We start from the raw sequence: 15,194 nt of genomic DNA on the forward strand, positions 1-15,194 counted from the left end.
CGTTTTACGTTTTACGTTTTTTTATAGCCCTTAGGCCAATAAGGCGAGAATCTCCGTGACAGCCTCGTCAATTCCCGTCAAAGCTGGAGGCTTCATAGGCGGCGCAGCGCAGATCTGATTCAGCTCGTCGCCAAGCGCGCCACTGAACAGGCGCCGCTCATCGATTTCCTGGCATGGGACATGTTCCTGCAGCCATTCAATCTGATAAGGCTCTTCCGGCCAATCCCGCCGCGGCAGGTACAACACCGGCGTCTGATTCACCGCCGCTTCCGCCAGCGTGCCGTAGCCGGGTTTGGTGACGACGGCGTCGCAGCTGGCGAGAAGATCGATATGCGGAATTGGGAAATCTTTGTAGCAGATAAAGTCATCCCGGCCGTTTACCGGCTCCCCTGTCAACCAGACCAACCCCGGAGTGGTTGGCCAGTCGTGAAAAGGAATGGCGTAAGGCATGCCGCCCATAGACACCAACACGAATCTGTCCGCGTCCGGGCGCTGAAATGCCTCACGCAAATCGCTTCGGACACCGGACCGCGATATCGGCCCGATTGGCTTCACATGGGCCATGCCCGTCATCGGCATCCCAGGAGTCACCCGCAAAAACGCCTGGGCCTGATTATAGGAAGCGCATAACCACGCGTATATTTCCTGACTCCTGGGCCTGTCGCCACAGTAGGAAAGAAATATATCGGCCCAGTTCAGCGAGCAGAAGTGCATGGAAGGAATACCCAACTCTCCCGCTGCGGCGGATAATCGATAGCTGATATTGGTCAGCACCAAATCCGGCTTCTGCTCACGCAAGTGCGCGGTTTCCGTCGCCAGCGTCTCCGCCCACGTCTCATATTCATTCAGGTACGCATCATAAGTGGCCTGAACATTGACCTTGAGAGCGTCGAACATGGGCATGCCCAAATCCGTTTGCCTGATGACATGACGAAACGGACACTGCAGCCAGGTTTGCAGGATCGACAGCGGCGCTTCGCTTTGAATGATCAATTCGATATCCGACCGCTCACGCATCAGGCGATTCAGCACCGGGGCTACTTGCGCCAGATGCCCGAAACCATGAAAGGAAATCGCGCAATAGACGGTTTTCATCACGCCCCCGCTTCGCCCAAAATCAATTCAGCGCCCAATAGCCGACCGGCTTCAGGTGCTTGGTGAAAAACGCCTTGGTCAGCTCGACCACTTTTGCGTCATTGAAACGACCATGCTGCCCGCCTTTTACCGTATAAAAGGACACCGGCACTTCCGCCGCTTTCAACGCAGCCTCCAGCAGTTGGCTTTGATGATGAGGAACGATGGGATCAGCGTCGCCATGCACAATCAGGAAAGGCGCGTCGCCTTCGTTGACATAGGTGATGGGATTCGCCCGCTCAACTTTGTCTTTGTTGTCCTGTATTGCGCCGCCAATCAAACGGGATTCGGGAGAGCCCGCTTTGTCGTGAGACTCACTGGCGGGCAGACGGTTCTCGTCTATTTGAAGAAAATCAGTGGGGCCAAAGTAATCCACCACCGCCTGCACCCGGCTGGAAACATTCAGGTTTTCACCCACGTCAAAATCCTCCACGTCCCCCGTCGTTCCCAACAACGCGGCGAGATGACCGCCGGCGGAAGCGCCCCACACGCCAATGCGCTCAGGGTCAATGTCATATTGTCCTGCGTTGGCGCGCAACCAGCGCACCGCCGCCTTAACATCTTCTAACTGCGCGGGAAATTTGGCCACATTACTAAGCCGATAGTTGATGCTGGCGACGGCATAGCCTTCATCCACATAACCGATGGGAACGCCCTGGGTTTTATCGCCATTCATCCAACCTCCGCCGTGAATCCAGATAATCAGCGGGATATTTTTACCGGCGGAAGGAAGGTGCAGGTCCAACTTCTGTTGCGCATGGCCGTTACTCACGTACGCCATGTCTCGGTGCGAAATAACGCCCTGTTCCGCAGGAGGGATAAATCCGGAGTCAGGGGTCGGCGCCGACTTTTCCTGCACGGGCGACTGCGCAGGCGCGGGCGTCGCCTCAGGGGCACTCTCGGTCGCCGCCACTGAAACACTTACCATAAAAAAGGAAGCAATGAATGCTTGAAGCCGCATCTGACTATCTCCTTTCGATGCAGTGACCACGCGCCGGTTTTAAGCACATCCTTTTTCCATGCGCGCTAAAAGCATAGGTCCGCGCAGAAAAAGCGCCAGAAAATCCGACGACGCCAAATGGCGCTGAACATAACATGCGGAAGAACGCAGTGACAACCGAGCTGGTTTGTCGCCGACCAAGGAGAGAAAGAGAGGAAGCAAAGGGCCGGGTATGCGCCCGGCCCTGTTCAGCAGAATAAAGAAAATAGCGTTATTGCAGCGTTACCGTTGCGCTATCCGAAGGCGACACTGGCGCCGAACCATCGTCATCCACAACGGTTGCGGTGACGGTATTGGTATGAGTCGCACTGTTCACCCAGGCCTCGAAGCTACAGGTGTAACTGTCTCCAGGTTGCGCGGCGGGCTGCAGTTCCTGCGGCGTCACACAGGTCGTGTTGTAGAGATCGCCCTGAACCACCGTTACGTCGCCGAACATATCATCCACCAGAGCGGTGACCGTCAGCGCTTCAGCATCGGAGGTATTGGTCACTGTCACTTCAAACGTCACCAGCGCCCGCGTCGCGGTTTTGGTAAGCGTCGCCGCCGGCGGCGCATTGATGATGTCGACGGTGGCGTCGCTCATGGCGCTGAGCACCTGTCCGTCATCATCCACGCCAAGCGCCAGCACCACGTTGGTGACCGAGGTATTGCCATTGCCGCTGACAAAGGTGGTCACTGAACAGGTGAAGGATTGCGAGGAGTACAGGATTTGCGGCAGCGCGCAGTCGCCCATGCCGTTCAAATCGCCCAGCTTGTCGTCGTCCAGGTTTTCAATGGTCACTGCATCGACGGTGGACAGGTTGGTCACGGTATAGGTGTAGGTGACATTGCCTCCCGGCTCATCGACCTGCTCTGGATCGGCGGTTTTGGTCACCGAAATTTCCGAAGGCACGTTAACGATCACCACGGTTGCAGAGTCACTGGCGCTCACCATATTGCCCTCGTCATCGGCGCCGGAAGCGGTGACCGTATCCGTCTCCGATTTGCCCGCGTTGCCCATGACATTGGTGGTGAAGGAGCACAGATACTCCTGCCCCGGCGCAATGACAAGCCCGGACTGGCAGTCGCCTTGACCATTGAGGTCACCATGAATGTTGTCCACTAATGAACTCAGCGTAATGGGATCGCTGGACGCCGGACTCGTGTTTTTCACGGAGACGGTGAAAGTGACAGGACCGCCGGGCTCCAACAACTGTGTGGGCGAAGCGGTTTTGACCACTTCCAGCACCGGAGGCGAATCCAGAATGGTGACGCTCGCGCTATCCTGCCCCGACAGTGAGTAACCATTGTTATCCACGCCGCTGGCGGTGACCGTATCGGTCTCCACAGTGTTGGCGTTCGCATTGATCTGCGCGGTGAACTGACAGCTATAGGTGTCCACGCCGCCAGGATTGCGATCATCCGCCGGGATAGTCTGCGGCGTCGCGCAGGTAGTGCTGATTATGCCGTCATGTCCCGCCATGGTGATGTCGCCGTAGATATCGTCGGTCAACGTATTCATCGTCACCGAGTTAGACGGATCGACTCCCACGTTAGTGATAGAAATGGAGAACGTCACCGTCCCGCCCGGCTCCGTCAGCGTAGTCGGTGAGGCGGATTTAGACACCAGCAGTTCCGCCGGCGGCACATCGATTGGCACGTTGAACCCTTCGTCGCACTTACACTTCGAAGGCGATCCTGGGAAAGCATCCGTGGGAGTCACGCAAAGCTCATTGGCCCCCGCCTGCCGCCAGCTGGTGCAGTACGGCAGGTTCAACTTACCGTCGGCATCCGGGTCGATACACACAGCGGTAATCGTGATAGTCGGATACAGCGGATTATGCCCGGGCTTGTCGATATCGCCACAGGTATCCTGCACCCCTGACGGCCCTGATGTGCCAGGAAAAGGATCGTTAGTTCCGTCCAAGTCCAGCCAGGGAGGGTCTGGTTGAAACGGCAATGTGGAAATTGCGCATGAACCACTGACGGCTCCGTCCCCTTCCGGGTCTCCGTCAGTGACGAAGTAGATGCCGATATCGTGTCGCTCTTTCGCCGACGACACCAACTCAAACGTAGCGGTGAACTCAACCGTATCTCCCTGATAAGCGCAACCGTCATCCAGTATTTCAAGTTGCGGCGTTCCATCCGGGTTCGTGGCGACGCCGGCTATCTGAATATCGTTAGCCGAACATTGCACATTGAAACCCGCGGTTTCCTCCATACAGCCCGCTTCCACCAAGTTCTGCGCAAACCCTGGTGAGCTTATAAGCATGGCCGCGGCCAGCGCCGCCATGCCACTCACCTTTCGGCGCTCCTTTCTCGTACCTGATAATTTCGCGTTAACTGACTGCATATCCTTTTTTTCCTTTGTGATTGATTTTCACTTTGGCCCAGCGCAAACCGACAAACCACAGGGCCTCCAGCAGGATAAAGACTAGTCCATTACACATAGTTCATATTTTTAATTTAACGTCGGTATGTAACCCAACGTTTGAGGGGCGGGGAAGTTCACCGGTTATAGAGAGAGTGTGTATGCCCTCGGTGACATGCTTTTGGAGATCAGGGGCGGAAATCGAACACAAAAGACAAGAACACTGCCATTTGTCACTAGAACCAGACACATGAAAGAGTGATATATCGCATCGTTTTTCTAGTCTTATGTTCTGCTAAAAGAGGTAAAACATTGTTAGGAACGCAAGTAGCAATCATTGTCATAAAAGGCGTTCTATTTTTTGCTGTCGATGGTTTCATACAATTCGCGAGCGGCCTCGCCAAGAGCGCGAGAGAACAGGCTGAATACGGCGGAACGAGGCTCTGAGCGTTCAATCACGCCAATACGCCGATAAAAAACATCACCCTTTAATTCAAAAACACGCACTTGGCTGACATCCAATCCCGGCGAGATCGGCAACAAGGCCACACCCAATCCTTCCTCCACCATTTTGACGATCCCTGTGAGCTCATCCATCTCGGCGCAGTCATTCACATGCAGACGATGCCGGCGTAGAAAGCGTTCCACCAGTCGACCGCCAAATGCGCCGCGGTCATAGCGGATAAAACGATGCGCAGTCAGTAGCGTGCGCCAGTCACTTTCCTGCGCGTCATGGGGTGCAACCAACGCATAACGCTCATTCGCCAGGGGCGACCAGTTCAACTCACGAGGCAAGGCAAAAGGCGGCTCTACTAATATCGCCGCATCGATTTCGCCGCTATCGACCAGCGCCAGCAGCTGCAACGATGAGCCGGGGATAATCCGCAGCGATATCTCGCTTCCCGCGCGACGCAGATGAGACATCGTTACCGGCAGCAGACCAGCCTGCGCAGTGGAAACCGCCCCAAGCCGAACCTCGCCGCGCACAGGTCCTGGCTCCGCCCCCTCGCACATGCCGCCGAACAGGTCGAGAATCTGTTCCGCTCTACCAATCGCCGCCCGGCCCTCCGGCGTCAGTTGCGCCGACCTCCCTGCGCGTTCAAACAATGAGTAGCCCAATGCCTCTTCCAGACGCTGCATCTGCGCGCTGACCGCAGACTGGGTCAAACCGATGCGATCGCCGGCGGCGGCGAATGTGCCGCATTTAGTGACTTCCAGAAAGGTTTTAAGCTCTCTCAACATCGTCGATTGGCCCTCTGTAGCTATGTAGATAGACAGCGTCGGATAAACGAATTGATCAATAAAATTTGATAATAGGCTAAAAATTTATTGTTTTAAATTTCAAAAATTAATCAATAAAGTGACTCCGCTGATGTCCAGAAACATACGGAGAAATACGGTGTCCCTACCTTTAACCAACGATGGCGCGCAATGGGTGAAATCCATTCAGGACGGCGAATGCACAGCGGAAGAAGTATGTGAAACATTGATCGCTCAGGTTACTCGCTATGAGCCGGACATCCGCGCCTTTGCTGCATTCGATCCACACAGAGTTTTACAACAGGCTCAGGCGATAGACTCCCGCCCCAGCAAAGGAAAACTGAGCGGGCTCCCCATCGGCGTAAAAGACATCTTCGACACTGCCGACTTTGCCACAGAATATTTCTCTCCTATCTATCAAGATCACCGCCCTTCACGGGACTGCTCCGTGGTGGCGCGACTACGGCGAGAAGGCGCTATCGTCATGGGTAAAACGGAGACTACTGAGTTCGCCTTTATGCATACCGGACCGACCCGCAACCCACATGCGCTGGATCACACGCCAGGCAGCTCCAGCGCTGGTTCCGCCGCAGGGTTGGCGGCGGGCTTCTTCCCGGTGGCGTTGGGTTCGCAAACGGCGGGCTCCTTGCTCAAGCCCGCGTCCTATTGCGGTCTGTTCGCTTTCAAACCGACTCGCGGAATTGTCTCTCTGGAAGGAGTCAAACCCCTGGCGCCCAGCTTCGACACCGTCGGCTGGTATGGACGCAGCATGGATGATTTGCAGTTACTCGCGGAGGTCCTGCTGGAGCCTTACTTATCGCTGCAGACGCCTCCTATCAACAGACCTCTCCGACTGGCCTGCGTCATTGACGAGTTTTGGTCTACCGTGGAAACGCCGGTCAAGGAGGCATTGCTCACCAGCCTTTTAACGCTGCGCTCCCAAGGACATCACATTCAAAATACCTCCACGCCGTTCAGCCTGAAGCAGTTGGCCGACAGTCATAAAATCGTGAACGACAGGGAGGGCAGCCGCGCGCTGGCTTACGAATACGCCAGCCGCCGCAACCAGCTCAGCGCTTCCACGCTGGAAATGATTGAGAACGGCTTACGCCTGACCTTCGCCGAAGAACTCGCAGCTAAAACCACGATCACCGCCGCCGCAGACGCCCTCCCTCAATTCATGAACGGCTACGATGCCATTATCACTCTCAGCACGCCCCACACCGCCCCGGAAGGCCTTCTCAACACAGGCACATCGGATCTGATCAAAGTCTGGAACGCCCTGGGCGTCCCTCAACTCAACCTTCCTCTCACCCTTCCCGGACGCCTGCCGGTAGGACTACAAATCGTCGGGATACAAGGCGGTGATGGATGGTTGTTGGAGGTAGGCAGAGTGATCGCTGGCGCGTTAGGGGTGAGCAGGTCAATAGAGACCTTAAAGCCTTACTGACAATGTAGATTAGACCTTATACCCGAGTGACCCGTTTTAGCTGTTCCTTTTAGAATTCGATTTCTATTCGCTTACGCATACAAGGAAGTTATTCAATGTGCATAAAGAGCAGTGTGGGCCTGCGCGGGACCAACTCAAAAACAGACGTAAAAGTCATTCAAGCAGCATTAAATCTTTATACATCTGACTCTTTTCTTTTAGAGTCGAAGTTAACTATAGATGGACAGATAGGCCAAAAAACCATACAGGCCATAACGTTATTTCAAAAATCCTCGGTCCAAATATCCAAACCTGACGGAAAAGTCGATCCAAAGGGAAAAACACTTAAAACTCTAAAACAGGGCGTCACGAAAGGATTAAGCGAAGACGCTTTGACGGCAATCATGGCGCACGGGAAATCATCGACAATTAACAAGTATTTTCCCTTACTCCAAAATAATCTTTCCCGATACCAGATAAATTCACCACTTCGCACTGCGCACTTTCTCGCCCAAGTCGGCCATGAAAGTCTGTCTTTTAGATACACAGAAGAACTGGCCAGCGGAGCCAATTACGAGGGCAATCTAGCACTCGGAAATACACAATCCGGCGATGGTGTTCGATTCAAAGGACGAGGATTAATTCAGCTAACCGGTCGCAGTAATTACTCTGAGTATGCCGAGTATTCCAGAATAGACCTCATGAAAAAGGGGAATGAGGTATTAGTGGCATTAACTCCCGCCTACGCATTGGATGTAAGCCTGTGGTTTTGGAATAAGCGTCGCTTAAACATCAAAGCTGACAAAGATGATCTCCGTGGAGTTACTTATCGTGTAAACGGTGGTTACACTGGTTTACAGGACAGGCGAGACTATCTTGATCGCGCCAAATTCTTTTTCATGCCTTAGAGTCAAATTATGCGACAAGTGTACATACTATTAACCATCTTCCTAGCCGCCTGCTCGCAGGCTCAAAATCAGCCGGTGCAGAAGGCCTCGCCAGTGATTTGCGCATTTGAGTCTGAGCAGATAGATACCTGTCACTTTGAAGACGGCGGCGATGAAATATCCGCAACACTGACCACCCATCTCAGTAATGACGACGAGCTTCATATCTCTGCGATCAACATCTCTCGGGGCAAGCGTCGGCAAACTCTGACCCTGTCGCCCGATGCATTACTATTGCCGGGAGACAGAGGGTATATCTCGTTCGAAGATATTAACTTTGATAACCATGCAGATATCGCCGTCACCACCAGCCTAGGGGCCGCCAATCTTTATCTGGATTACTGGGTCTACTCGGAGGAGCAGAAGCGTTATGTGAAGGTTGGAAACTACCCTGTATTCAAACTCCATCCCGATACGCAAACGCTCACCACAGAAGTCCGCCTCAACGCCGCGCAATACGATAGAAAAGCTTACCAATGGCGCGGATTAGAACTTGTGGTGGTCGAATAGTTGATTAAACGCCAAACGCCTTAGCCCTTACAGACGAATTGCCGTTGCGGCGTCTCGCGCTTAGCATAAATGCGCCCGGGAAACGGGGAGTCATTAATGTGAGTACGGCTCCTCTATGTGACATCAGACGCTTAGGGCGTCTGACTCTTGCTTCGACGAGAAGGACTTTTTATGCGACGCGTTGCGCTTCTTCTATTTCCCATCATTACGTCATGCGGTGTTTCGCCGCTTCAATCCATATCGAAAGACGGAGACGCCTGTCTGTTTGGCGTCGGCCGCATCCCAACCTGTGAGCATGCGTCTGCGGCGCTTCAGATCAAGGCTTCGCCGATGCTCGCGCCGCTTGCGGATGATCAGGTATTGCTGCAGGCCGTGGCGGCTTCCATCAACGGTCAGGAGCAACGGCTGGAGATCGCCCCCGACACGGTGTTCTTCGCTGGCGACATTGGCCATATCGCCTTCGACGATATCAACTTCGACGGTTTCCCCGATTTGGCTATCACCACCTCGGCAGGCGCCAAGCATGTTTTTCTGGATTATTGGCTGTACTCCCAGAACGCCAAGCGCTTCGTGAGGCTGGGCAATCTGCCGGAACTGACCGCCGATCCCGCGACTCAAACTCTCAGTTTGCAAGTTCAAGTCAGCGAAACGCAGTATGAGAGAAAGCGGCTGAAGTGGAATGGCTCAAACTTGATTCCTATCGACTAGGAAATCAGATCAAAACAAGCCGATCTGTCCGCCGGCGATATCCTGAAAGGACGCATTCATAAAACGAAGGATACCGTCGGCGATAGGCTCGATCTGTCGCTCCACGTAGAGGTCATAATCCAGCGCGGAACGTCGGTACTCCAGAGGCTCCGGCCCATTTACCGTCACCACGTATTCAATCCATCCTCCGCGCTGATAACGGGGCGCCAGCTCCTGCTCTTCGCGAATGCGATCCGCCGTACGCGCCGCCTGCACATGCGGCGGCACATTGCGCTGATACTCATCGAGTCGGCGACGCAGACGCTTACGGTAGTAGAGCTGATCGTCTTTTTTGCCTGCGCGAATATCACTGACCAAGTCGCGCACGTAATCCTCATAGGGCTCGTTATGAAAAATGCGACGATAAAGTTCTTTCTGGAAAGTACGCGCCAGAGGCGTCCAATCGGTGCGCACCGTTTCCAACCCTTTGAACACCATTTCCGGCTCACCTTCGCCTCTGGCGGCCAAGCCGGCGTAACGTTTCTTGCTGCCCTTTTCGGAACCGCGAATGGTCGGCATCACAAAGCGTAAAAAGTGAGTCTCAAACTGTATTTCAAGAAAGCTCTCGATGCCGTATTCCTGCGTCAGATAATCCCGCCACCACTGATTCAGCGTTGCAGCCAGTTGCTTTCCAACGCTATCAATCTCCGCCGCCGGACTTTGCTTGTACTCTTTCAACCAGACAAACACCGAGTCGGTATCGCCATAGATCACCTGATGGCCCTGCTGTTCAATCAGTTCCTTGGTGCGGTACAGAATCCGGTGTCCGCGTAATGTGATGGAGCTGGGCAAACGATGATCGAAGAAGCGGCATCCCGGCGTGCCCAGCACGCCATAGAATGAGTTCATCAGAATTTTTATCGCCTGCGACATCGCCGCATTTTTGTGGCGTTTCGCCTCATCCCGCGCCGCCCACAGCTCACCGATAATATCCGGCAGGATATTATGCTCTTTGGAGAAAACCGCGCCGTTAAAGCCGGGAACCAGTTGCTTGCGGTCCGCTTTCGCCGTTTCCTGCTGGTCCCACAGATCTTCACGCAGCACGTCCTGCCCGCATTCAATTTCAATGCCCTTGATACGCGCCAGCGGATCAATTTTGAAGGTGCGGATGATACTGGGGTACAGGCTTTTAAAATCCAGCACCAGCACGTTGCGGTAAAAGCCCGGGATTGAATCCATCACATAACCGCCGGGACTGCCCACGCCTACAGGATTCTGCGACAGCATCGGCGCCACGTACCCTGCCCGATGTAAACGCGGCAAATAGCGGTTATCAAAAGAGGCGACCGAGCCGCCGAAACGGTCCAGCGCCAACCCGGTCAATTGCGCCCGCTCTACGGCGAACTCAATCAACAGGGCGTGCTGGAACACCTCCCACACCAGTTGACAATCTTCCAGGTTATACGCGGCTAGTTTGGGCTTATCGTGAAGAAACAAATGCGTGATCTCATCGCCCCGGTTATCCGGGTCATGAATCAGCTTGCCTCGTCCCAACAAATGCTGGGCGACATACTCCAGAGAAAAGCTTTCAAAGTTGTAGGTGGCGGATTTGAGCGTATCAATGCCATCCAGCACCACTCGGCCAGGAATGCATAAAGTGAAATGCTGGTCGTCGCTGCGCGACTGGCGCCAGTCCATGGGCGTCCCGCCTCGTCCCGGGTGAAAGGACAGGTTCAGATCATCGGCTTTCTTTTGCAGAAAACGCAGATCGAAATTGATGACATTCCAGCCAATCAGAATGTCCGGGTCAAACTCGTCAAACCACGCGATAAAGCGCCGAAAAACTTCCGTTTCGTCAGCGCAGTAAACCAGGTATTCCGGGCTGTCTTCCGCATTATTACCCACCATAAACACGCGCCGCTGCACAGCGCCTGCGCCGACATCCGCGCCATAAGAAGTCGCCACCAGACCAATGGAATATAACTGCGCCCCATCCATGGACGTCTCAATATCCAGCGACAATACCTTGAAATAAGGCGCATAGGGCGCGGGCTTGATGCGTGGATTGTGAAATTCCAGCACCCCATCCTTTTCCACCGCCTCGCCATGAACCGCCAACGAGCCGGTCACAAAGCGCTCCATCAGGAAACGGTCTGTAGGATGAATATCCGCCTCCATTGGTGAGAGGCCCGCCTGCGTCAGCAGGTCGCGCACGCGATAAAGGTTGCGTTGCTCGCGCAGATACACCCCATGCACCGGCTGCCCGCCAAAATCCTTCAGCTCAAGCTCTTTTTCATACCAGGGAGGGCGCTCGCCGCCTCTGTCGCCGAGCAAGTTGGTCAGAATGCGGCGCGCCACAGGCATCGCCGAACTTTCAAGAAAGCACACCGCGTATTGGTCACTGACAGTCAGTCGCGCCGGACCGCGATCCGTTAATATCCAGTACTGCAGCGCCAATGATTTGGTGAGTCCGCCCCGCGCCTTGTCCTGCTCAGGGACGAGATCATCCCATTGTCGGGTCAGCAGAAACCCTCTCAGCGGCGCGGACATCGATATTATTCAGCCTCAGTTTTGCGATCGCGACAGGCGAACAACGCCACACAACCGACTATTTCCATTTCGACGCGATTAAAATACCGTCGTAAAACGTCATGAAGCGCCGTTGCGCAATCCTCTTCGTTACAGAAAACGCCGGCTTTGTTCAGGCTGCTCATACAGAGTCGGGTGAACATATCTTTCTCTACCCCGACGCTCAGCACCGTGGAGCCGAACAGGACGCCGTCATCATTCAACAATTGACTCAAATGCCCAAACGCCTCGCCTTTGCGTTCGAAATGCCCTGGCACACAATGCATGACATAGTTCACTGCGATGGAATCAAAGCCCGGGGCGTCAATCTCGATAGGTTGCAATATATTGCGACGATAGCATTGTGGGTGATAACGGGTGAGCCTGCGTGAGGTTTTCTGGAGACAGCTTTCACTCAGATCCATCAACGCCAACCTCGGCTCCTTGGCGGGGAAAGTTGAGTGATCCAGCAAATAGCCCGAGCCAACGCCGACTTCCAGGTGATTAGCGCTGAGATGATCGCGATAATGGCGCAATACCCGCTCAGTTGGACAACCCCAGGCGTACTTATCGATGAAACCAAACAGCGCCAAGTCATAGACCGCCAATGTCAGCGGGTTAAAGTAGCGTTGCGACAGCTTTACTCTGCTGTCTACAGGTCGGGAAACTGTTTCCATCTATAACATCTCCTGGAGGCCGACCGTCGTTTCATCCCTTTCCCTGCGCGGGCATCCACAAAACCCGGGCGCGCCCGGCAAGACAAAACAACATGTCTGAATTGAGTTTTAGGGCATCCTAACACCGAAACTCTGTTTTCGCCGCTACTATTTGTTTTATAACAGATAGGTTGTTTTATAACAGACAGGTTGTTTTATAACAGTCAGGCGGATGAATGACAGACAGATTGACTTATACATCCAACAGATCAAACAGGTAACGAGATCCTCCATGTCTCTTCGAACACTGCAGTTTTCCAATATCATTGACTTAAGCCACCCCATTGACGCCAATATCCCCCTGTGGCCGGGAGACCCGGCGGTTCATTTCACCGACGAGGCCAGCATCGCAAAAGACGGTTACTTCCTGCGCAGTTTCCAGATCGGCGAGCACAGCGGCACTCACATGAATGCTCCCGCCAGTTTTTTTGAGAATGGGATGACCATCGACGAATACTCCCCTCAGCAACTAACGCCGGAGGCGGTGGTGATTGATGTCAGCGCCCAGGCGCAGGAGCAACCGGACTACGCCGTCACCATGCAGGATTTATATCACTGGGAACAAAACCATGGCGTCATACCCGCCGGGTGCGTAGTTCTGTTCTATACCGGCTACCAGCATTACTGGAACACGCCAGAGCGCTTTTTCAATATGGACGCGCAGGGCGTCATGCGCTTTCCCGGCCTGGCGGCGGAGACGGCCAGGTTTTTGCTGGAAGAAAGACAGGTCGGAGGATTTGGGATAGACACCCACGGCGTCGATCCCGGGGCCAGTGTGGAACACCAGGTCAATCACCTGACGCTGGCGCAATCCGGCATTGTGCTGGAGTGCCTGACCAACCTGAACCGCCTGCCGCCCAAAGGCGTCGCATTGGTGATCGGCCTGCTGCGACTACGGGGCGGCTCAGGATCGCCAGTCTCTGTTCTGGCGCTCATACCCTGAGCGCCGTAAGCGTTACCACATCAGGTCGTCGGGAATCTGATAAGCGGCGTAAGGATCATCTTCGTCGGGCTCAGCGTTTTTGTTATCGTTGAGCACCACAACAAACTCAGGCGCGCGCTCGCGGATTTTCTCCGCCACTTTCCTGCTGATCACTTCGTAAGCGTCCCCCATTCTCGCGATGGCGAAACGTCCAGAAGCCAAACCATCCTGCAGCTCTTGAGTGACGTAGATTTTCTTGACCTTGCCTTCATCCGCAAACTGATAGCCAACCTCGCCTTTATTGCGGTTGATGCGATTCATCTCGATCAACTGCTTAACCTGCGCCTTCAGCGCTTTACGGTCGGCCTCTTCCTGGCGCTGACGGTTCATCTCACGATCCCGCTGCGCTTTTTCCTCACGCGCCTGCTGCGCGCGCACCTTGGCCTCGTCCTCGACCTGATGACCTTTCGGCGTCTGTTTCGCCTGCTTGCGCTTTTCCTGCTTTATCTGTTTCGCTTTTTTCTGATCAACCAGCCCCGCCTTGAGGAGCTGCTCTTGAAGAGACTTAGCCATTATTCGCGTTCCAAACCATTAGTTAACTGAAATGGATTTTAACAAATCCCGCGCCAAGGTTTCAGCGCTCTTTTGCGCCCGTCTGCGCGTTCTCAATCCTGGCGATCGCCGCCGCCAGATCCTGTTGCCCCTCGTAAACCGGCCGCTCAGGATCAGGAGATACTTTGCGTATATACACTGCCGCAATCCTATCAGCAAAACGCGCCTGAATATCCCGGTAAATCTCCGGGTCGCGCTCGCCGTCATCACCGAGCAAAACAAAATTCACCACCGGAAAACGCTGCAGCAAATCTTCAATATGAGCGGTTTTGTAGGCCGTCTGATCCAGCCAGGGCTCGCTGTCGGACTCATTCGACACTTTCTTGGCGACCACCACGCCGCGAGGAAAACCATTGTGCTCCAAGAACAGCGTAATATTACCGTACAACTGCCGTGGCGACGCGGACAAATAGAAGACCGGCGACGCATCCCATAGCGCATTATCGGCGATAACACTGGCGATAAATGCGGAAGCGCCCGGAACCGCCTCACGCTGAAGCGGATTCTTCAAAAATGTATTTTTCAACAATGAGGCCTTCGCCGTCACCTCACTGATCATGAGTGTATCGTCCAGGTCGGAAATCACCCCCAGGCGATTTTCAGAAGGCGCCATATAAACCCCGCCTTCGACAGCTTTCGCGCTTTCCGCATGCGCTGTCACCGTCAGCCAGCCCGACTGTTTTGCGTCCGCCAGTTCACCGTCGAGCCGAAAGTAGCCTTCCTCGTCCGTCTTCACTCGCCAATGCTGGGCGTCAAGCTGAACGCGCACCTCAACATTTTCCTGCTCGGCGTTGAACAGTTGCGCCAGATTGCGGCGTAGATTGGTCGCACCGCCGTCTTCCGGCGCTGCGCCCGCCGTATCTTCGTCCAGCTCAATGACGCGCCCCTCCAGAGTGAATTTACCTGCGGAGCCGTAGCCAGCGTAGAGGATCACCGCCAGCGAATCCTCTTCTTCCGCGCTGGCGAAGCCACAAAAACATAGCCATCCCAAAAAAACGACAGTCCAACGCATAAAAAGCTCCAAAGCCTCACATATCACACCGGAGGTATCGTCAAACA

The 15,194-nt window shown here is 54.4% G+C and carries 13 protein-coding genes; 5 read left to right on the forward strand and 8 right to left on the reverse strand.

Annotated elements, in window-relative coordinates:
- Window positions 1–30: 30 nt before the first annotated feature.
- The 4 genes from ONV78_RS18525 to ONV78_RS18540 form a co-directional block, all read right to left on the reverse strand.
- Window positions 31–1,095, reverse strand: coding sequence for a hypothetical protein (locus ONV78_RS18525; protein WP_279505367.1), 1,065 nt, complete (start codon window positions 1,093–1,095; stop codon window positions 31–33).
- Between the two features lie 22 nt (window positions 1,096–1,117).
- On the reverse strand, window positions 1,118–2,095 hold the full coding sequence (locus ONV78_RS18530) for an alpha/beta hydrolase (RefSeq protein WP_279505368.1): 978 nt from the start codon (window positions 2,093–2,095) through the stop codon (window positions 1,118–1,120).
- Window positions 2,096–2,345: 250 nt separating this feature from the next.
- On the reverse strand, window positions 2,346–4,406 hold the full coding sequence (locus ONV78_RS18535; RefSeq protein WP_279505369.1) for a hypothetical protein: 2,061 nt from the start codon (window positions 4,404–4,406) through the stop codon (window positions 2,346–2,348).
- A gap of 432 nt (window positions 4,407–4,838) precedes the next feature.
- A complete protein-coding gene (locus ONV78_RS18540) occupies window positions 4,839–5,726 on the reverse strand; it encodes a LysR family transcriptional regulator (protein WP_279505371.1) in 888 nt (295 codons plus the stop codon).
- Window positions 5,727–5,883: 157 nt separating this feature from the next.
- Here ONV78_RS18540 and ONV78_RS18545 point away from each other — a divergent pair, with 157 nt between their 5' ends.
- The 4 genes from ONV78_RS18545 to ONV78_RS18560 all read left to right on the forward strand — a co-directional run bounded on the left by ONV78_RS18545 (window position 5,884) and on the right by ONV78_RS18560 (window position 9,338).
- The gene (locus ONV78_RS18545) at window positions 5,884–7,194 is read left to right on the forward strand and encodes an amidase (protein WP_279505373.1); all 1,311 of its coding nucleotides are present in this window, start codon (window positions 5,884–5,886) and stop codon (window positions 7,192–7,194) included.
- A gap of 95 nt (window positions 7,195–7,289) precedes the next feature.
- On the forward strand, window positions 7,290–8,081 hold the full coding sequence (locus tag ONV78_RS18550) for a hypothetical protein (RefSeq protein WP_279505374.1): 792 nt from the start codon (window positions 7,290–7,292) through the stop codon (window positions 8,079–8,081).
- A gap of 9 nt (window positions 8,082–8,090) precedes the next feature.
- Window positions 8,091–8,630: a hypothetical protein gene (locus ONV78_RS18555; RefSeq protein WP_279505376.1), complete on the forward strand. Its 540-nt coding sequence runs from the start codon at window positions 8,091–8,093 to the stop codon at window positions 8,628–8,630.
- 171 nt (window positions 8,631–8,801) lie between these two features.
- Window positions 8,802–9,338, forward strand: coding sequence for a hypothetical protein (locus ONV78_RS18560; protein ID WP_279505377.1), 537 nt, complete (start codon window positions 8,802–8,804; stop codon window positions 9,336–9,338).
- A gap of 9 nt (window positions 9,339–9,347) precedes the next feature.
- On the opposite strand, the gene ONV78_RS18565 is transcribed toward ONV78_RS18560, so the two are convergent.
- Entirely contained in the window at window positions 9,348–11,867 is a 2,520-nt protein-coding gene (locus tag ONV78_RS18565) for a DNA polymerase II (RefSeq protein ID WP_279505380.1), read from the reverse strand.
- A gap of 5 nt (window positions 11,868–11,872) precedes the next feature.
- Window positions 11,873–12,562 (reverse strand): class I SAM-dependent methyltransferase, encoded by a 690-nt coding sequence (locus ONV78_RS18570; RefSeq protein WP_279505382.1) that lies wholly within the window; start codon window positions 12,560–12,562, stop codon window positions 11,873–11,875.
- A gap of 271 nt (window positions 12,563–12,833) precedes the next feature.
- On the opposite strand from ONV78_RS18570, the gene ONV78_RS18575 reads away from it, so the two are divergent.
- Entirely contained in the window at window positions 12,834–13,544 is a 711-nt protein-coding gene (locus tag ONV78_RS18575) for a cyclase family protein (RefSeq protein WP_279505384.1), read from the forward strand.
- Between the two features lie 12 nt (window positions 13,545–13,556).
- On the opposite strand, the gene ONV78_RS18580 is transcribed toward ONV78_RS18575, so the two are convergent.
- Window positions 13,557–14,096 (reverse strand): DUF2058 domain-containing protein, encoded by a 540-nt coding sequence (locus tag ONV78_RS18580; RefSeq protein ID WP_216735695.1) that lies wholly within the window; start codon window positions 14,094–14,096, stop codon window positions 13,557–13,559.
- A gap of 61 nt (window positions 14,097–14,157) precedes the next feature.
- The gene (locus ONV78_RS18585; protein WP_279505386.1) at window positions 14,158–15,147 is read right to left on the reverse strand and encodes a phosphatase domain-containing protein; all 990 of its coding nucleotides are present in this window, start codon (window positions 15,145–15,147) and stop codon (window positions 14,158–14,160) included.
- Window positions 15,148–15,194 lie beyond the last annotated feature (47 nt).

Source organism: Hahella sp. CR1 (assembly GCF_029813005.1).
Taxonomy (GTDB): domain Bacteria; phylum Pseudomonadota; class Gammaproteobacteria; order Pseudomonadales; family Oleiphilaceae; genus Hahella.